The organism is Roseibium algicola, from assembly GCF_001999245.1.
Classification (GTDB): domain Bacteria; phylum Pseudomonadota; class Alphaproteobacteria; order Rhizobiales; family Stappiaceae; genus Roseibium; species Roseibium algicola.
The window spans coordinates 2,399,154-2,418,335 of sequence record NZ_CP019630.1 but is presented as its reverse complement, the minus strand read 5'-3'; the positions used below and the strand labels follow the sequence as shown (position 1 = coordinate 2,418,335).

The window sequence follows — 19,182 nt, the reverse complement described above, 5'->3', positions numbered from 1 at the left end:
CTTCAGAGCGGCCCGGCACATCACCGTAAGAACCGGAGGTTGGACTATGAAGAAGACAGTATTGGCAGGGGCTGCCGCCCTTCTCGCCGCCACCGCCCTGACATCGGCATCCGCTCTGGCGGACGACATCAAGCAGGGCGGATCGATGATCGTCACCTACAAGGACGACGTCTCGACGCTTGATCCGGCAATTGGCTACGACTGGCAGAACTGGTCGATGATCAAGAGCCTGTTCGACGGCCTGATGGACTATGAACCCGGCACCACCAACCTGATGACGGATCTGGCCGAGGACTACACGATTTCCGATGACGGCACGGTCTTCACCTTCAAGCTGCGCGAAGGCGTGAAGTTCCACAACGGCCGCGAGATGACCGCGGAAGACGTCAAATATTCTCTCGACCGTGTCACCAATCCGGCTACCCAGAGCCCCGGCGCCGGTTTCTTCGGCTCCATCAAGGGCTTTGATGCCGTGGCTGCCGGCGATGCCACCAGCCTGGAAGGTGTCACCGTCGTCGATCCCTATACGGTCAAGATCGAGTTGTCCCGCCCGGATGCGACCTTCCTGCACGTGATGGCCATCAACTTCTCGTCCATCGTGCCGAAAGAGGCCGTGGAGGAATTTGGCGCCGACTTCGGCAAGCATCCGGTCGGCACCGGTGCGTTCTCGCTGGAAGAATGGACGCTCGGCCAGCGCCTGGTGTTCAAGCGCAACGAGGACTACTGGCGCGCTGGCGTTCCCAAGCTTGACGAAATCACCTTTGAAGTCGGCCAGGAGCCGGTGGTTGCGCTCCTGCGCCTGCAACGCGGCGAAGCCGATATTCCGGGCGATGGCATTCCCCCGGCGAAGTTCCTGGAAGTGACCAAGGACCCGCAATACAAGGATCTGATCATCGAAGGTGGCCAGCTGCACACCGGCTATGTCACCATGAACGTGAAGATGCCGCCCTTCGACAAGCTGGAAGTGCGCAAGGCCGTCAACATGGCGATCAACAAGGATCGCGTCGTGCGCATCATCAACGGCCGCGCAGTCCCGGCAAACCAGCCGCTGCCGCCCACCATGCCGGGCTATGACAACGAGTACACCGGATATGCTTATGACCCGGAAGCCGCCAAGGCGCTTCTGGCCGAGGCCGGTCTGGCTGACGGGTTCGAAACCGAACTCTATGTCTACAACACCGACCCGAACCCGCGCATTGCCCAGTCCATCCAGGCCGATCTTGCCGAAATCGGCATCAAGGCTGAAATCAAGGCACTGGCCCAGGCCAACGTGATCGCGGCCGGCGGCGAGCCCGACCAGGCACCGATGATCTGGTCCGGCGGCATGGCCTGGATCGCCGACTTCCCGGATCCGTCCAACTTCTATGGCCCGATCCTGGGCTGTGCCGGCGCGGTCAAGGGCGGGTGGAACTGGTCCTGGTACTGCAACGAGGAGCTGGACAAGCAGGCCACTGCTGCCGACAGTATTACCGACCCGGCGAAGAAGGCCGAGCGTGAGGAAGCCTGGCGCAAGATCTTCATCTCGGTGATGGACGACGCGGCCTGGGCGCCGGTGTTCCACGAGCAGCGATTCACGATGCGGTCCGAGCGGCTGGGTGGCCCCGATGCCATCTTCGTCGATCCGGTCCACATTCCCGTCAACTACGACTACGTTTGGGCGAAAGATGTGCAGTAACTGCAAGGCCGCTTACACGATCCACGCGGCACAGCACCACTTCGGTTGGGACAACTCCAATGCCCCGGCCGAAACGGTGGCACCGGGCACGGTGCTGGAATTCGAATGTCTCGACAGTTCGGCCGGGCAGCTCACGCCCGAAAGCACTGTCGCGGATGTTTCGACGCTGGATTTCGGCAAGATCAATCCGGTCAATGGCCCCATCTATGTGGATGGGGCCGAGCCGGGCGATGCGCTGGTGGTCAAGATCCACGAGTTCAAACCCTCCGGCTTCGGCTGGACCGCCAACATTCCGGGTTTCGGTTTGCTGGCGGACCAGTTCAAGGATCCGGCCCTGCATATCTGGTCCTATGACAAGGACAAGCTGGGAACCTCGGCGTTTGCCCCGTTTGGCAAGGTGCCGTTGAAGCCGTTTGCCGGTACCATCGGTGTCGCTCCGGCGGAAGCAGGTCTTCATTCCATCGTTCCGCCCCGGCGGGTCGGTGGCAATCTTGATATCCGCGACCTTGCCGCCGGAACAACGCTCTACCTGCCGGTGGAAGTTGCCGGAGCCCTGTTCTCCATCGGCGACACCCACGCGGCGCAGGGCGATGGCGAGGTCTGCGGAACCGCTATCGAAAGCCCGATGAACACGGTGGTCGAGCTGGACCTGATCAAGGGAGCCAATCTCAAGATGCCACGGTTCGAAACCCCGGGCCCGGTGACCCGCCATCTCGACGAGATGGGCTACGAGGTCACCACCGGTATCGGCAGTGATCTCTTCGAAGGCGCCCAGGCAGCCGTTTCCAACATGATCGACCTCCTGTGTGCCCGTCACGGCTACAGCGCGGTCGATGCCTACATGCTGTGTTCGGTCTGCGGCGATCTCCGGATTTCGGAAATCGTGGACATGCCCAACTGGGTGGTCTCGTTCTACTTCCCGAAAGTCGTGCTTCAGTAACGCAGCCGGGCGGCGGTCACCGCCGCCGCCCGTTTTCCAGAGTTCAAGAAAGACCAGGGCGTCCGGATGTCCAGCCAGCCAGACCATGTAGCCGTTGCCGAAGACGTCGTTCTTTCCGTAAGAGATCTGCGCACGGACGTCGCGACGCCTTCCGGCCGCAAGACCGTGGTCAAGGGCCTGTCGTTTGATCTGAAGCGCGGTGAAACCCTTTGTATCGCGGGCGAATCCGGATCCGGAAAGTCGATCACGGCTCTTTCCATCATGGGACTTCTGCCGGAGCCGATGGCCCGGGTCTCCGGCGGCGAGGTGCTGTTTCAGGGCAAGGACCTGATCAAGCTTCCCGAGGACGCCATGCGCCGCATTCGCGGCGGCGACATTGCCATGATCTTCCAGGAGCCGATGACCTCGCTCAATCCCGTGCTGACGGTTGGTCGCCAGTTGCGTGAGGCGATTCTGGCACATCAGGATGTCTCGGGTAGTGAAGCCAACAAGCGCGCACTGGCAATGCTGGAATCGGTACGTCTGTCGGAACCGGCACGGCGGCTGAAACAATATCCGCACGAGCTTTCCGGCGGCATGCGCCAGCGGGTGATGATCGCCATGGCGCTGGCCTGCAATCCGAAGGTGCTGATTGCCGATGAGCCGACGACGGCGCTCGACGTGACGATCCAGGCACAGATCCTGCAGCTGATCCGCGACTTGCAGCGCGATTTCGGCACGGCGGTGATCATGATCACCCACGACATGGGTGTCGTTGCCGAAATGGCCGACCGGGTGATCGTCATGAACCACGGCAACATCGTGGAAAGCGGCACGGCGTCAGACGTGTTCGAACGTCCGGCGGACAGTTACACACGGCACCTTCTGGAGGCCGTACCCAAGCTTGGCGCCATGACCGGTGTCGACAGTGCGGCCCGGAAAAAGGACCAGCCCGAAGCACCGGTCCTCGAGGTGGAAGACCTTGTCGTCCGCTTCGACCTGCATGGCGGCCTGCTCAATCGGGTGACATCCCGTGTTCATGCGGTCGAAGGCGTTTCTTTCACGCTGGCACCCGGCGAAACCCTGGGCCTCGTCGGAGAGAGCGGCTGCGGCAAGTCCACCATCGGCAAGGCGCTCATGAACCTGGTGCCCTGGGAAGGGAGCATCCGGGTCGCCGGCCAGCATGTCGGCATCGGCAGCGCACAGGAACAGCGCCGCAGGCGCGACATGCAGATGATCTTTCAGGATCCCTATGCCTCCCTCGACCCACGCATGACCGTCGGCGAAATCGTCGGCGAACCGCTGGTGATCCACGGTCTGGCGCGGGGCAAGGACCTGAAGGACAAGGTGGCATCGCTGTTCGACCGGGTCGGCCTTCCGGCCGATGTGATCACCCGGCATCCCCACGAATTCTCCGGTGGCCAGCGCCAGCGCATCTGTATTGCCCGCGCACTGGCGCTTTCGCCCAAGGTCATTGTCGCGGATGAAAGCGTCTCGGCGCTCGATGTTTCGGTGCAGGCCCGTGTTCTGGATCTTCTGCAGGAACTGCAGGAGGATCTCGGCCTCTCGTACCTGTTCATTTCCCACGACATGGCGGTCGTCGAGCAGGTCTCGCATCGGATCGCGGTCATGTATCTCGGCCAGATCGTGGAGATGGGAACACGCCGTCAGGTGTTCGAAAACCCGCAACACGACTATACCAAGCGACTGTTGAAGGCCGTGCCGATCCCTGATCCCAAGCGCCGGCGCACCGTTTTCGATGTGCCGACGGGCGAAATCCCCTCACCGGTACTGCCGCTTGGGCAATCGGTCGAGCGGGTCCGTTACCATGATGTCGGCGACCGGCATCTGGTGGCTGTCGCCTGAAGCCGTAGGAACCGAGCGTGGGGCTGGCGGCGCTTTACCTCGCATGCATCCTGCGAGAATGCACTGCAGGCGTTACTCCCCGGCAAGTTCCTCGATGATGGGTGACGGCATGAAACTGTCGTAGAAGGCGCTCAAGTCGACCGGAGCCACCGCGAGGCAGGCGTTCACAAGGCGTTCGATCTCTGCGCGACTGGCGACGCGCGTGCGCCCTTCGATAAGTTCCCTGTGCCGCCTTTCCAATGCCTGCCACTCTTTCGTTCGGGCAAGTGTCTCATCGCCGACAAGCGCGTAGAGAGTTGCCGGCTGAGCCTTGCCTTTGAGTGTAATCGACCCTGCTTCCAGAAGTGCCATGGCCTTGCACGCGGTGGCAGTTGGTTGCGTCAGCAAAATAGGCCAGCCGACCTGCTTGCAGGCTGTCTCGACTCTGGAAGCAACGTTGACGGCGTCACCGATGACCGAGTAGTTGAACCGCGAACTCGAGCCCATGTTGCCAACGCAACCAGGTCCGCTGTTCAGACCGATGCCAATGCGAATGTCGCCCAACTTATGGGGGCCGGACTTGAAGCCGAAGGCATCCCGGTCGTTGAGTTCCTTGACGATTTTTATCATGTCCAGCGCAGCATGGGCGGCCTTGACCGGATGATCGGCAACGTCAAGCGGCGCGTTCCAGAACGCCATGATTGAATCGCCAATATATTTGTCGATTGCGCCTTCCCGTTTCTGGATGCAATCCGATAGTGGAGACAGCAGACGGTTCAGGAATGCGACCACCTCTTCGGGAGGCAGTTTCTCGGATATCGGCGTAAACCCCCTCACGTCCATGAACATCATCGTCATGTCGCGGATTTCGCCGCCGAGACGCAGCGTGTGAGGCTGCTCCTCCAGCTTTCTGAGCAAATCCGGTGCGAGATAGCGCTGGAACGCCCTTCGGACAAACCGCTTTTCCCGCTCCGCGAAGGCAAACATCAAGATTGTGGTCAGAAGAAAAATAAGCCCTGAAACCAGCATGGGGAAGACCGGATCCAGAAGGAGGCCATAGCTGGAAAAGGCAAACCAGCTTCCGCCGCTAACTGCCGCGCTCAGGACGGCGCCAACGGCAGCCGATGGAATCGCGCCCGTTGACGGCAAAATGGCGCCGATGATGAGTGTCACGATGAACAGCGCCGCGATTTCGGCTCCGGTCGCCCAGTCGGGACGGTTGAGAAACGTATTCGACAGGATCTGATCAATGATCTGATGATGCATGAAAACACCCGGAACGCTCTCGCCGAGAGCCGTGAGCCTGATGTCTCGCAATCCGGCGGCCGACGATCCGAAGAGGATGATGTGGCCCTCGATCAGGGGGGCCAGCTCCTCGTCCGACAGGTTCAGAAGATCCCGCGCAGAAAGATAGAGAGACGGGTCATTGCGCGAATAATAGATCAGCAGATGGCCATTGGCCGTGACCGGAACCTGAAACTCTCCAACCTTGAATTCGGTCATGGCGAGTGTTCCTGCACTGAACTCGCCGCTCGCTTCCGAAGTCTTGAGAACAAAGGTCTTGTCGCCAAGTGCGACACGAAGCGTCTCAAGTGCAAGGGCCGGATATATTTCACCGTTCGTGCCGGCGATGAACATTGGAACCTGGCGCACCACCCCGTCGGAATCCGCCTGCCCAAGGGAAATCGTACCACTTCCCTCCGCGACAGCCTGATAGGGCGGCAGGCTCATCACGCTGCCTCTGATCGGGTCGAGGAGCGGTGTCGGATCTTCCCCGAGGACGACGTAGGCAGCCTTGGCATCGGGCAGTCCCATTGCCGATCTCGGTTCGTTGAAAAACCCGAGGATCGTTGGCAGCCAGGCCATTGATTGAACGAAAACGGCATCATTGTCTGGTATTCCCGAGAGCAGTGGCTTGATCTCGTCGCGGCCGGGCCAACCGCGTTCTTCCAGCTCGCGCAAGAACCCTGCCGGTCCTGTCCGGTCGGGCTCGGAAAACACCATGTCAAAGGCGGCGCAGGCGGCTCCCAGGTTCTGGATACGCTTCAGAAGTTTGGCAATCTGCGTACGCGGCCAAGGCCATTGGCCCAGCTGCGCTATCGACTTCTCGTCGATGTCGATGATCCGGATCGGTTGCCCCAAAGCCTCCCTCGGTTTGAAACGCTGATAGGTGTCGAAGGTGATCCAGCGCAGGGACGCTATGAACGGGGGATCGGACAGGCGTAGTTCACGGGCGCCGAAAAGGAGGATCAGCGTCAGACCCAGGACGAAAACGTGCCTGTTGCGTAGCAAGTTGAAAAGCGTCTTTCCCACCGACATGCCCCTGACCGACATAGCTGTTCGGGAGCCGCGACACCGTTCCCATGTCTGGTGTCCACTCTACGCTAGAATACGCGTTTCTGTGAAAAATAGACCTTGACAAAAAGAACAGGGTTTGAGCTGAGAAATCGGAAACGATTCGTCTATTGGTTAACGATGTGGTAAGATCTCATCGGTCGGGCCGGAGTGGGAGCTATGAGGTTTGCCCCGGTTTTAATAGTTTTATCGTTATCCATCTTTTATTCGTCGGTGTCCTTGGCCGACAAGGTTGGCATAACCGTTGATGCAAGAAAGACCGTCAAAGCGACGGGGGGAGGTGACCCCCGCATCTTGGCATCAAACACATCCATTTTCAGGGACGACCGGTTGCGTGCCAATTCCAGCGGAAACGCACAGATCCGGCTGATCGACGGCACCAAGATTGTTGTCGGTCCCAATGCGGATGTGAAGATCGATGACTTCGTGATCACGGGTCAGACTGTTAGCAAGCTTACTGTTAGTGCAACGCGCGGCGCCTTCCGCTTCATCAGCGGGCGCAGCAAGTCTTCCGCCTACAGCATCCGGACGCCGAATGGCACGATCGGCGTGCGGGGCACGGCTTTCGATGTGACAATCACGCCTCAGGGAACCAATGTCGCCCTGTTGCGCGGTGCGATCAACGCATGCGACAGGAGCGGGCGCTGCCAGTTGGTCAGAAACCGGTGCGACTATGTCCTTATCGGTCGGCGCGGCGTGAAAAAGGATCGGCTGAATTCGGATTCGCTCAGAAATCGGTCGAAGTCACTCTTTCCGCTACTCGTAAATGAGTCGAACCTGAACAGACAGTTCAGGCAGCGCGGGTTTGGATGCACCGTGAAAAATGCGAGGCTGGCACCCGATCGGGTTCCCGAGCAGCAACCCAGAAACATTTTCCGCGCCCTCTTCAGTCCACGACAACCAACCGAGAACCTGAACAGCCCCGAGCGGAGGAGCCCGGAGCCGAACAGCCCGGAGCCGAACAGCCCCGAGCCGAACAGCCCCGAGCCGAACAGCCCAGGTTCGAATAGCTCAGAGCCGAGCAATTCCGTTTCCAGTTCGCCAGAACCGGCGACACAATCTGGCGGTGCGCCTGCGAGCGCTGGCGTTCCCAACAATCCGGGCAACGGCAATGCTGTCGGCAACGCGGGAGAAAGATTTTCCGGCGGCTCTCGCGGAAACAGTGCAAACGCACCCGGCCAGAGCAGCGATTCACCGGGCAGGAGCGGCAGCACACCGGGAGAAAACAGACAGGCCCGCAACCAGGCTGAACGCCGCAACAATTAGTCTTTTATCAGGCGGGCGGCGCGCCGATGGCATCCGGGTGGGCGTCCTTGAACGCGTCGAGCGCTTCGGCGGCAGCTGCCACGCGCAGAATTTTCGGAAATCCGGAAACATCCACGCCCCAGCGATTGGCGTTGTAGAGCTGAGGCATCAGGCAGCAGTCGGCCATGCTCGGCGTTTCGCCGTGGCAGAACGGACCGTTGTCATCCAGGAGGTTCTCGAAGGCGGCAAGGCCCTTGCCGATAAAGCGCTGCATCCAGGCTTTCTTGGCATCATCGCCACCGCCGGTCAGCTCCGCCACATGACCAACAATGCCGAGATTGCAGACCGGGTGGATTTCCATGGCAATGGCATAGGAGAGCTGGCGCACCCGGTACTGGCCGTCGACATCGTCCGGCATCAAGGTCGAACCGGGTGTGGTCGCATGCAGATATTCGATGATGGCCAGCGACTGGGTCAGCGTCTTGCCGTCAACGATCAGCGCAGGCAACAGGCCCTGAGGGTTGAGAGCGAGATAGTCATCTTCCAGATGGGCGCGGGTCAGAAGGTTCACCGGTCGGTAGTCAACATCGAGCTTCAGCAGATTGAGCGCAATGCGAACGCGATAGCTCGCCGAGGACCGCCAGTAGTCATATAAAACAATATCTTTTGCCACGAATCCCTCCCAGCAACACGGTGTGCATTGATACACTTATTTGGCCATGAATTGGCAAGTCCGTGTGCGTGGAACGGTATCAAAAGCCGATTTTTTGCTGAGCCGGTGAAGAAGCCCTTGCCGTTATCTTTTCTCTTCCTCTGGAGGTCACCCCGGGTCTCGCGATGCTCGCTCGGGGTGACTTCGAAGTTCGCGGCCAGGTTCGCTGGTCAGGACAGGACAAGGTCCCTTTCGCGGGCAGCAGGCGTTTTGCGTGTCCTTGCTGGCGCGGGCTGCGGTACCGCCGGTGCCTTGCCCTTCTGCGGCTTGCCGGCGACATAGACCTCATCTATGGCCCGGTCGTCGCCCAGCATCTGCAGAACGAAAAGCTCTTCCGCAAGGGTCGAAGCGCGCTCCATGCGCAGGGCCATTGCCTCGGTCGCACGGCTGTCCAGCACCACGATGTCCGCTTCCGTGCCTTCGTCCAGGGTGCCGATCCTGTCTTCCAGGCCAAGCGCGACGGCATTGCCGCGGGTGATCCAGTGGAAGGCGCGGAAAGGATGCAGTTTCTGGTCCTGCAGCTGCAGGATCTTGTAGCCCTCGTTCAGTGTCTGCAGCATGGAATAGCTGGTGCCGGCGCCGATGTCGGTGGCAATGGCGTTGACGATGCCCTTCGAGCGCAAGCCTGCATCATCGAAAAGACCGCTGCCGAGGAAGAGGTTCGACGTCGGGCAGAACACCGGCCGGGCGCCGGTTTCGGCCAGCGCATCAATCTCGCGCTGTTCCAGGTGGATCGAGTGGCCGAGCAGCATCTTGTCCGACAGGAGTCCGTAGTGCTGGTAGACATCGAGATAGTCGCGAGCTTCCGGGTAAAGCTCCAGCGTATAGGCGATCTCGTTTCTGTTTTCGGACAGATGGGTCTGGACGAAGCAGTCCGAATGCTCGGCAACCAGCGCGCCGGCCATCTCCATCTGTTCCGGAGTTGAGGTGATCGCGAAGCGCGGCGTAATGGCGTAGCTCGCACGCCCTCGTCCATGCCATTTGGCGATCAGGTCCTTCGTGTCGTCATAGCCGGATTGCGGCGTGTCGCGCAGCCCGTCCGGGGCGTTGCGGTCCATCAGCACCTTGCCGCCGATCATCCGCATGTTGCGCTGCTCGGCTTCCTCGAAATAGGCCTCCGCCGAGGCCTTGTGAACCGAACAATAGGCAACGGCCGTCGTGGTGCCATGGTCAGTCAGCAGGTCGAAGAAGCGGCAGGCCATGGCGGCAGCATGGCCTTCATCCGCAAAGCGGGTCTCTTCCGGGAAGGTGTAGGTGTTCAGCCAGTCAAGAAGTTGCGCACCCCAGGAGGCGACGATCTGCACCTGCGGAAAATGAATATGGGTGTCTATGAACCCCGCCATCAGCAGTTTCGGTCGGTGATCGATGATTTCCGCATCGCCCGCCCCGGCAACCACTTCGCAATAGCTGCCACGTCGCAGGATGAGGCCGTTTTCGATCAGAAGCGCACCATCCTCGATGTAATCGAAGGCGGTGGTGTCGTCCGGGGATTGCGGCTCGGCGGAAAAAGTCAGCATGCGGCCACGAAGCAAGAGACGGTCGGAAGGCATCGAGAAAGGTCCCGTTTGTCGGAGTTCGGGGCGGAAGATCCGCCCCGAAGTGGTTTTAGGTCTGGTTCATTCGCCCGGGCTGACCTGGGCATTGGCAATCGGTTCGGCTTCCGGCTCTGCCGCGTCTTCACGATGGAAGATCGGGTAGATGAACAGGAAGGCGGCGGCGATCAGGTAGCCGAGGCTGACGGTGGTAAATTCCGGCCAGTGAAGCGTTGCGGAATGGATGATCCCGACCGAGGCCATGGCAAAGGCGGCAAAGGCAAAACCGCCGGCATTGCGGAACTTGCCATCGATGACGCTGGCAACGATGGCGCCCCAGATGAGACCCGTCAGGATCGCCCCCTGGCTGAGGGCCAGATGGCCTTCGTAATGGGCGCCCTGCTGCAGCAGCGCTGCGGTCAGTTTCGGATCGCCAAGGGCCAGCATGCCTGTGGCCCCGGTCGCGCCGAGTGCGCCGATCAGCGAGCCCCACTTGATGATGAGGAAGCTGGAGACATGCGGCATCATTGCGATGGTGACGGCGGCCATATGGTCGGTGCGCACGGCATGGGCGGTGTTGGTGATCAGGCTGAGCGCGACGAACACCAGAACGGGGGCGGCAGCGGCCACCGGGATCAGGTTGTTCAGGAAGGCAAGCAATCCGAAAAAGGCCGCCAGCGGAATGACCGCGCCGACGCCGATCACGTATCCTGCATGAGCACCCATGCGCTTGTAGGCGGGATGGCCGATATAGGCGGTCGTCGGGAAGGGCGAACCGAACAGCGCGCCAATCATGGTGCCGACACCGTCGGTGATCTGGCAGGTTGCCACCGGATAGTGGTCGCCTGCGGCTTCCGCGCTCTCCACGTTGTTCATCGTTTCGATGAAATTGTAGATCTGCACCGGCACCAGCACCAGGAACAGCTCCGGATGGTTGAAGAGATGCTGGATCCCGGCCATCAGGTCGCCAAGGTAGGGAACGGGCGGATAGAAGCCGACGCCCTCGAAGCTGATTGTCGATTGACCGGTGGCCAGCGCGACCCCGGTGCCGACCATCAGGGCCAACAGGCCGGCCGGAATGTTGAACGGCAGGCGGAACCGGCCGACGAGGCCCCACAGGATGATGATCATCGAGGCGAAGCCGATGAACGGGTTCTCGAACACCGTTGCCAGAGGCACGGTGCCGATGAACACCAGGGCGATGCCGCACAAGGTGCCGAGCATGCCCGCACGCGGGGTCACCTTTTTCAGCCAGGGGCCGACAAGCGCCCCAAGGGCCGCGACGATGCCGCCCATGAAGCCCGCGCCGATGCCGACCTGCCAGGCCAGAACCGGATCGTTGGTCGCCCAGTAGATCGGTCCGATGACGCCGAAGAGATAGACGAACATCACCGGTGTCGAAATGCCGTAAGGCAGCGCGGTCACGTCCCGGCCATGCTGTGCGGCGGCGCGTTTGGCCAGCAGGACATAGGCGGCGACACCGGCCAGGATCGCGATGGCGGCACCCGGCACGATCTTGCCGTAGACAATGTCCGCCGGCATCTGGAATACGAACTGGCAGATGCCTGCCAGGACCATGAGGTTTACGAGGTTGTCGGTGAACAGGGCCCAGAAGGCGCTGAAATCCCCCCTCGAAAACAAAGTGTAGTCGTTCCTCCCAACCCGCATGTCGGGTCTCCTTTCAGGGTAAGACAGCCGTCCTGTTCCATCTCCCAAAGGACAGGTCAGCCGTTGTTTCACTGCGCGGCCTCCAGCAGCGCAGCCTCCTCCGTATCGCCGGCAGCTCTTGCGCCCGAGGTCAGGGCGGTCAGGACTTCTGCGGCGACAAAAGCGGCAATGATCTCGGGGCGCTTGTCCCGGCTGGCGGTTGCGCCGATCGGGCAGGTCAGCTGGTCGATGGAAAGGCCATTGCAATGGCTGTTGCACCAGGAGCGCAGCTTGGCGCGTTTTGTGGCCGACCCGATCATGCCGACATAGGACGCATGACCGATCTCCAGGGCGGCCGACGTCAGCAGGAAGTCCAGGCCGTGGTCATGGGTCAGCACGATAAAGGCGCTGCCCGCAGGCGCATTGTAGATTTCGACTTCCGGAATGGCCCGCAGGCGCATGTCGACACGCGCCTGGCATTGCGCCAGCTCTTCCTTGCGCATGTCGACCAGGACGCAGTGCACCGGCGCATGCTGCAGCAGGTTGGCAATCGCCCGGCCGACATGCCCCGCGCCCATGACATAGACATGCGGCAGCGCATCGTCCTCGGCCTGCAGGCGGCTGATGACTGCCTGCCGTTCGGCTTTGCGCATGCGTGCAAGTGATAATTCCACCCGTCCGCCGCAGCACTGGCCGATTTCCGGGCCGAGCGGCAAGTCGAGCCTGGAGGAAAGCGTGCCTTCGGCCAGCATGGAACGGGCCTGGGTAATGACGATGTGCTCCAGTTGGCCGCCGCCGATGGTGCCGAAGAGGCTGTTCGGGGCAACGAACATCTCCGTTCCGGCTTCCCGGGGGGACGATCCTCGAACCCGCGTCAGCACGACACGGACGATCGGGTGGGCTGAGCCGAAGAAGCTTTCGGTCTGGCTGGAGCGCATTGTCATGATTTACTCCCGGGTTTTCAGCCGCTCGATGGCCATCAGCACCCGCTCCGGCGTTGCCGGGGCATCAAGGCGCGGGCATTTGCGGTAATCGGCGACACTGGCAACGGCCATGGCAAGCGCCTCGAAGACGGACACCCCCAGCATGAAGGGCGGTTCGCCCACGGCCTTGGAGCGCTTGATGGTGCGTTCCTTGTTTTCCGACCATTCGGCAAGCTTCACGGTGAACTGGCGTGGCCGATCGGAGGCGAGCGGGATCTTGTAGGTCGACGGCGCGTGGGTCCTGAGGCGTCCGGCCTGGTCCCACCACAATTCTTCCGTCGTCAGCCAGCCCATGCCCTGAATGAAGGCACCTTCCACCTGCCCCTTGTCGAGGATCGGGTTCAGCGACTTGCCGACGTCATGCAGAATATCGGTCCGCTCCACCCGGTATTCACCGGTCAGCGTGTCGACGGAAACTTCCGAGCAGGATGCGCCATAGGCGAAATAGTAGAACGGACGGCCTTTCCCGGCGGCGCGGTCCCAGTGGATCTTCGGCGTCTTGTAGAAGCCGGCGGCCGACAGGTGCACACGGGCCATGTAGGCCTGGCGGACAAGATCATTGAAGGACACCAGTTCGGACCCGATCTCGACCATGTTGTTATGGAAACGGATGGTTTCCGGTTCGGTGTTCCAGCGCTCGGCGGCAAAGGCGACCAGACGTTCCTTCAGCTGTTCGGCCGCGTTCAAGGCGGCCATGCCGTTGAGGTCGGAGCCCGATGAGGCGGCGGTCGCCGATGTATTCGGCACCTTTTCGGTCGTCGTCTTGGTGATCTTGATGCGCTCGAAATCCACCTGGAAGGCATCTGCGACAACCTGGGCGACCTTGGTGTTCAGGCCCTGGCCCATTTCGGTGCCGCCATGGTTCAGGTGGATCGATCCGTCATTGTAGATGTGGATCAGCGCACCGGCCTGATTGTACCAGGTGGCTGTAAAAGAAATGCCGAACTTGACCGGTGTCAGCGCAATACCCCGTTTTAATATGGAGGAACGGGCATTGTGCTGCAGGATCGCCTCACGGCGGGCCTGGTAGTCAGAGGAGCTTTCGAGTTCTCCGATCAAGCGCGGCAAGATGTTGTCCTCGACCTCCTGATGATAGGGGGTGAGGAGACGGCCGTCGTTGCGGTCGCCATAGAAATTGGCCTTGCGGATCTCCAGCGGGTCCTTGCCGAGCGCATAGGCGATCTCTTCGATCATGCGTTCGGCGGCAACCACGCCCTGCGGCCCGCCGAACCCTCGGAAAGCGGTGTTCGAGACCGTGTTGGTTTTCATCGGCCGGCTGGTGAGCCGGACATTCGGATAGAAATAGGCATTGTCCGCGTGGAACAGCGCGCGGTCGGTCACCGGACCGGAAAGGTCCGAGGAATAACCGCAACGTGCCGCGAAGGTGCCGTCGACAGCCTCGATCCGGCCGCTGTCGTCGAAGGCAACGTCGTAGTCGACCACAAAGTCGTGCCGCTTGCCGGTGGCGGTCATGTCCTGGTCGCGATCCGGGCGGATCTTTACCGGGCAGTTCCACTTCTTCGCGGCGATGGCAGCCACCGCGCAGAAGAGGTTCATCTGGCTTTCCTTGCCGCCGAAGCCACCGCCCATGCGGCGGACGTTGACCGTGACCGCGTTCGACGGCACGCCGAGCACATGGGCGACCATATGCTGCGCCTCGCTTGGGTGCTGGGTCGAACAGTGGACGGCGACGTCGTCGTCCTCACCCGGTATGGCAAAGGCAATCTGGCCTTCCAGGTACATGTGGTCCTGGCCGCCGATCGTCATCCGGCCCTGGATGCGGTTCTTCGCGCTGTCGAAAGCAGGGGCGATGTCGCCGCGTTCCAGCTTCAGCGGTGCGGTGACATGCGGATAGCCGGCATCCATCGCACTGACGAGATCAAGCGCATGCGGCAGAACCTCATAGTCGATCTTTGCCAGCTCGGTGGCCCGCCGGGCAGCGTCGCGGCTTGTTGCGATGACGGCAAACAGCGGCTGACCATGGAATTCCGTCTTGTCGACCGGGAACACCGGTTCGTCGTTCTGGCCTGTGGGGCTGATGTCGTTGCAGCCCGGAACGTCGGCTGCAGTTAGCACTCCGATGACACCGGGAGCTGTCAGAACCGCCTCCAGATCCATTGACTTGATCAGGCCGTGGGCAACCGTGGACGTGCCGAGATAGGCATGCAGGGTGCCCTGCGGTTCGGCAATGTCGTCGCAATATTCTGCCCGGCCGGTGACGTGTTTTTCCGCGCTGTCGTGGCGGCGGTCGGTATGGACAGCGCCGCTGATCGACTTCTTGGCGTCCGTGATGATGTCGTGTTTCATGTGGTTCGCCTCAAAACTCAAGCAGACTGCAGATCGACCGCTTCCGTGGTCGTTTCGTCATGGGTCAGGAAGAAGCGCTGCAGCAGGTTGCGCGCGGCAGTCGCCCGGTACTCGGCCGAGGCGCGCCAGTCGGAAAGCGGTGTGAAATCGGCTTCCAGCGCCTTGCCGGCAGCCACGAACGCAGCTTCCCCCCATGGCTGGCCGCGCAGCGCGGCTTCTGCCTTGGCGGCCCGCTTCGGCGTGCCAGCCATGCCGCCGAATGCCAGGCGGCAATCGGTGATGCGGCCTTCGGAAACGGTCACGCAGAAACCGGCGGCCACGGACGAGATATCCTCGTCCCGGCGCTTGGAAATCTTGTAGGCAGCGTGAAACTGGCCGGGCCGGGGCCGCGGGATCAGGATGCTCTCGACGAATTCGGAGGGCGCCCGGTCCTGCTTGCCGTATTCGATGAAGAACTGCTCCAGTGGCAGGCTGCGCTGCGTGGCTCCCTTGCGCAGAACGATTTGCGCTCCGAGCGCGATCAGCACGGGCGGCGTATCGCCGATGGGCGATCCATTGGCGATGTTGCCGCCGATGGTGCCCATGTTGCGCACCTGTTGGCCGGCGATCCGGTCCCAGTAGCTTTTCAGATGCGGAAAGATCTCGCAGATGGTCTCCTGCGCTTCCGAGTAGGTGACGCCTGCACCGATCTCCAGGGCTGTGTCGCTCAAGGTGACCGATTTCAGCTCTTGAAGGTGGCTGATGAAGACGGCCGGGCCGATGGGGCGCATGAACTTGGTGACCCAGAGACCGACATCGGTGGAACCCGCAACGATGGTCGCCTGCGGAAAGTCTTCCAGAACGGCTGCGAAGTCGGCGACATCCGCCGGAAGGATCGCCTGGTTGTCGTCAGGGCCGGTGACGACACGGCGGCCGTCGGAAAGCGCTGTCAGCCGTTCGGTGATGGTTGCCCGTTCGCTTTCCAGGAAATCCTGTGCCGGCGAGCCGTAGCGGTTGGCGGCCATGGCGGCGGCAATGATGGGCTGGTAGCCGGTGCAGCGGCAGAGATTGCCCTGGATCGCGCTTTCGACTTCCGTTTCTGTCGGTTCCGGATTGCCCATCCACAGCGCGTAGAGCGACATGACGAAGCCCGGGGTGCAGAAGCCGCACTGGCTGCCGTGGAAATCGACCATCGCCTGCTGGATCGGATGCAGACCGCCGTTTTCTCCCCGCAGATGCTCGATGGTGACCACGTGGCATCCATCAAGCGACGCGAGAAACCGGATGCAGGCATTGACGGTCTCATATTTCAGAACGCCGCCGGCCAGCCGGCCGACCAACACCGTGCAGGCCCCGCAGTCGCCTTCCGCACAGCCTTCCTTGGAGCCCGTCAGCCGGCGCTCCAGGCGCAGGTAGTCGAGTAGGGTCTTGTCGGCAGGCGCATCCGTGACAATCACGTCGGCGCCGTTCAGCAGAAACCGGATTTCTGTGCGGTGGGTCATCGCGTCCTCGGGCAAAGTCTTCTCTCAGCCGAGGACGGTACGCTTCAGGACACTTGCAAAAAATCCGGTGATTCCGGAAATTCTTTCAACAGATCATTGAAAATGGCCGTGCGATACTGTGGCTCGGGAAATGCGACCAAAGTCGATCATGAGAACGAGCGCCCTGTAATCGCACGAGAATTCAAATCCGAGGCAAGAGGCCATGTCCTATCTGGAATCCCTGCGCGTCTTCACCCGCGTGGTCGAACTGGGCAGCATCACATCCGGCGGACGCGACTTGCGCCTGACACCGGCGGTTGCCAGCAAGCGCATAAAGGAGCTGGAAAAGCATCTCGGCGTGCGGCTCTTCAACCGCACCACAAGGTCCCTCACGCCGACCGAGGTCGGCAAGGTGTTCTACGATTATGCGGTGAAGGCGCTGGAATCCATCGAAGACGCGGAAGCCGCGGTCGCCAGCTTTTCCGATACGCCGCGCGGGGTCATCCGGGTCACGGCACCGCTTGGTGCCGGCCGGCGCATCATCGCCCCGCTGGTGCCGCGTTTCGTTGAAAAATTCCCGGCAACGGAAGTGCATATGCGCCTGTCGGACCGCAAGGTCGACATCCTGTCCGACGGGCTGGACGTCGCCTTTTTCATCGGCACCCCGCAGGATTCCAATCTGAAGCTCCGCAAGATATCCGATTGCCCCCGGGTGCTCTGCGCGGCTCCGGAGTATCTGGAAAAGCACGGTACGCCCCGAACCCCGGATGATCTGCTGAGCGACGAGCATAATTGCCTGCTGCTGCGCTACCCGCGCTCGCCGGAATATTATTGGGTTCTGCAGACACCGGCCGGGCCGCGCAAGCTTCAGGTTTCCGGCAAGATGGATGCCGACCATGGCGACGTTCTCACCGACTGGGCCTTGTCAGGATACGGCATCGTCAACAAGCCGAGGTTCGACGTAGCCCAGCATCTGGAAAGCGGCCGTCTGGTGGAGATCCTGAAGGACACGCCGCCTCCCCCCACCATCTTCGGCTGCCTCTATCCGCACAGGCGTCTTCAGGACCCAAAGATCCGCCATTTCGTGGATTTCGTGATCAGCAACGCGGATGTGGCCGGGTAGGACCCGACCCTGTTCAGTCTCTGCGGCGGGTCTGAAAGATCCGCGCCGACATTTCCCTTGCCGGTGCGACGACCTGTTGCGGGTCCAGTTCCTTCTGCCAGTCAAGGCTGACCGGCGAAATCCTTGCTAGGGCTTCGGCAAAGGGGGCCGGGTCCTTTGCAGCTGCCGCGACAAGATCCTTTGCCTCAGCGCGGGAAACGCTGTTCCGGGCGAGAACAAAGCTGGCGGTTTCGGCCATGATTTCCGGGTTTGAGGCCAGTGTAGCGGCGAGGTTGGCCTCATGCGCCTGCAGGCTGGTGGCAAGCTCTTCTGCGTGAACCAGCGCAGCGCCTGCGGCCAGCAGCATTTGTGGCAGGAAATGCCATTCCAGCGGCCACGCTGTCCCGTCGCGCTCCTCAAGGGGGCTGGCGGCAGCGGCAAGCCCGGCCTGGGCGGCAATCGCAATGCTGTTGAGCACCTGAATGGTCTCGGCCTGCACCGGGTTCGCCTTTTGCGGCATGGTCGAGGATCCGCCACCGGTCCCGCTGGAAACTTCCGCAATGTCCGTGCGCCCGGAAAGCGCCAGGTCTCCAGCCATCTTCGCAAGGGCGGAGGTGACCTGCTGCAGCCAGCCCGCAAGCGCCAGAATTGGCGTCCGGTTGACGTGCCACGACGGGCTGTCCTCAAGGCCGAGTTCCAGTGCGAGCGCCGCCGAGACGGCGGTTCCATCTGGAGCGATTGCGCTGTTGATGCCTGAGGCGCCGCCAAACTGGACGCGCAGCACGGCGGACCTGAGCGCGGGCAGGGCATTTTCCGCATCTATCAGCGGATGCGCCCATTGCGCGATCCGGTAGCCGAGAGTGATCGGTGTCGAAACCTGGCTGCGCGTACGCCCCGCCATGAGCTGATCCGCATGGCGCTCGCTCTGCCGTTCCAGCGTATCGACCAGTTTTTCCAGCCGAGCGCCCAGGATCTCCAGCGCCACTTTCGCCTGAAGGACCAGCGCCGTGTCGATCACATCCTGACTGGTCGCGCCCCAGTGCAGCCAGGCCCCGGCGTCGGCGCTGAGCTGCTTGCGCAGTTCCGCCACAAGCGCTGGAACGGGCACGCCGGCGGATCTTGTACCGGCCGCCAGGTTTGCGGGCTCGATGTGAACGTCGGCGAGCTTCTCTGATATCTCCCGCGCGGCCTGCGCCGGAATGATCTCCAGGCGCCCCTGTACGATGGCAAGGGCGCGCTCAAAAGCGATCATATGCGCGACATCGCTGCCGTCAGCGAGAAGCTTGGTCAGGTCACCGTCAGCAAAGAGGGAGGAATGGATCTGGCTGGAAAATAGCGAAAGAGGCATGGCTCGGCAGGGTCTCTGGATGGGCCCTTATTGAGAGCCAAGTGGAAAGGCG

At 61.6% G+C, this 19,182-nt stretch carries 13 protein-coding genes; 5 read left to right on the top strand and 8 right to left on the bottom strand.

Annotated features, from left to right (window positions below; all coding sequences use genetic code 11):
* Positions 1 to 46 precede the first annotated feature (46 nt).
* From B0E33_RS11240 to B0E33_RS11230, 3 genes are all read left to right on the top strand, one after another.
* Positions 47 to 1,675: an ABC transporter substrate-binding protein gene (locus B0E33_RS11240; protein WP_022999314.1), complete on the top strand. Its 1,629-nt coding sequence runs from the start codon at positions 47 to 49 to the stop codon at positions 1,673 to 1,675.
* Positions 1,665 to 2,615: an acetamidase/formamidase family protein gene (locus tag B0E33_RS11235; protein ID WP_022999313.1), complete on the top strand. Its 951-nt coding sequence runs from the start codon at positions 1,665 to 1,667 to the stop codon at positions 2,613 to 2,615. Before B0E33_RS11240 ends, B0E33_RS11235 begins: the two co-directional genes overlap by 11 nt.
* A gap of 66 nt (positions 2,616 to 2,681) precedes the next feature.
* Positions 2,682 to 4,460: an ABC transporter ATP-binding protein gene (locus tag B0E33_RS11230; protein ID WP_077291266.1), complete on the top strand. Its 1,779-nt coding sequence runs from the start codon at positions 2,682 to 2,684 to the stop codon at positions 4,458 to 4,460.
* Positions 4,461 to 4,532: 72 nt separating this feature from the next.
* On the opposite strand, the gene B0E33_RS11225 is transcribed toward B0E33_RS11230, so the two are convergent.
* Positions 4,533 to 6,752 (bottom strand): CHASE2 domain-containing protein, encoded by a 2,220-nt coding sequence (locus B0E33_RS11225; RefSeq protein WP_167579526.1) that lies wholly within the window; start codon positions 6,750 to 6,752, stop codon positions 4,533 to 4,535.
* A gap of 201 nt (positions 6,753 to 6,953) precedes the next feature.
* Here B0E33_RS11225 and B0E33_RS11220 point away from each other — a divergent pair, with 201 nt between their 5' ends.
* The gene (locus B0E33_RS11220; protein ID WP_077291264.1) at positions 6,954 to 8,060 is read left to right on the top strand and encodes a FecR family protein; all 1,107 of its coding nucleotides are present in this window, start codon (positions 6,954 to 6,956) and stop codon (positions 8,058 to 8,060) included.
* Between the two features lie 7 nt (positions 8,061 to 8,067).
* Here the strand turns inward: B0E33_RS11220 and maiA are convergent, their stop codons facing one another.
* The 6 genes from maiA to xdhA all read right to left on the bottom strand — a co-directional run bounded on the left by maiA (position 8,068) and on the right by xdhA (position 16,701).
* The gene (maiA, locus tag B0E33_RS11215) at positions 8,068 to 8,712 is read right to left on the bottom strand and encodes a maleylacetoacetate isomerase (protein ID WP_077291263.1); all 645 of its coding nucleotides are present in this window, start codon (positions 8,710 to 8,712) and stop codon (positions 8,068 to 8,070) included.
* A gap of 209 nt (positions 8,713 to 8,921) precedes the next feature.
* Entirely contained in the window at positions 8,922 to 10,301 is a 1,380-nt protein-coding gene (gene guaD / locus B0E33_RS11210) for a guanine deaminase (protein WP_077291262.1), read from the bottom strand.
* Positions 10,302 to 10,367: 66 nt separating this feature from the next.
* Positions 10,368 to 11,951: a permease family protein gene (locus B0E33_RS11205; protein ID WP_077291261.1), complete on the bottom strand. Its 1,584-nt coding sequence runs from the start codon at positions 11,949 to 11,951 to the stop codon at positions 10,368 to 10,370.
* A 68-nt stretch (positions 11,952 to 12,019) separates the two neighbouring features.
* Complete coding sequence (gene xdhC, locus B0E33_RS11200; RefSeq protein WP_206051430.1) at positions 12,020 to 12,874, bottom strand: xanthine dehydrogenase accessory protein XdhC; 855 nt, start codon at positions 12,872 to 12,874, stop codon at positions 12,020 to 12,022.
* A gap of 3 nt (positions 12,875 to 12,877) precedes the next feature.
* Positions 12,878 to 15,220 (bottom strand): xanthine dehydrogenase molybdopterin binding subunit, encoded by a 2,343-nt coding sequence (gene xdhB / locus B0E33_RS11195; RefSeq protein ID WP_077291260.1) that lies wholly within the window; start codon positions 15,218 to 15,220, stop codon positions 12,878 to 12,880.
* A gap of 17 nt (positions 15,221 to 15,237) precedes the next feature.
* Entirely contained in the window at positions 15,238 to 16,701 is a 1,464-nt protein-coding gene (gene xdhA / locus B0E33_RS11190) for a xanthine dehydrogenase small subunit (RefSeq protein WP_077291259.1), read from the bottom strand.
* 202 nt (positions 16,702 to 16,903) lie between these two features.
* On the opposite strand from xdhA, the gene B0E33_RS11185 reads away from it, so the two are divergent.
* Positions 16,904 to 17,803 carry a LysR family transcriptional regulator gene (locus B0E33_RS11185; protein ID WP_022999303.1) on the top strand — a complete coding sequence of 300 codons (900 nt, stop codon included), beginning with the start codon at positions 16,904 to 16,906 and terminating at the stop codon, positions 17,801 to 17,803.
* A gap of 13 nt (positions 17,804 to 17,816) precedes the next feature.
* Here B0E33_RS11185 and B0E33_RS11180 read toward each other — a convergent pair whose 3' ends face one another.
* Positions 17,817 to 19,130 (bottom strand): lyase family protein, encoded by a 1,314-nt coding sequence (locus B0E33_RS11180; protein ID WP_077291258.1) that lies wholly within the window; start codon positions 19,128 to 19,130, stop codon positions 17,817 to 17,819.
* Positions 19,131 to 19,182 lie beyond the last annotated feature (52 nt).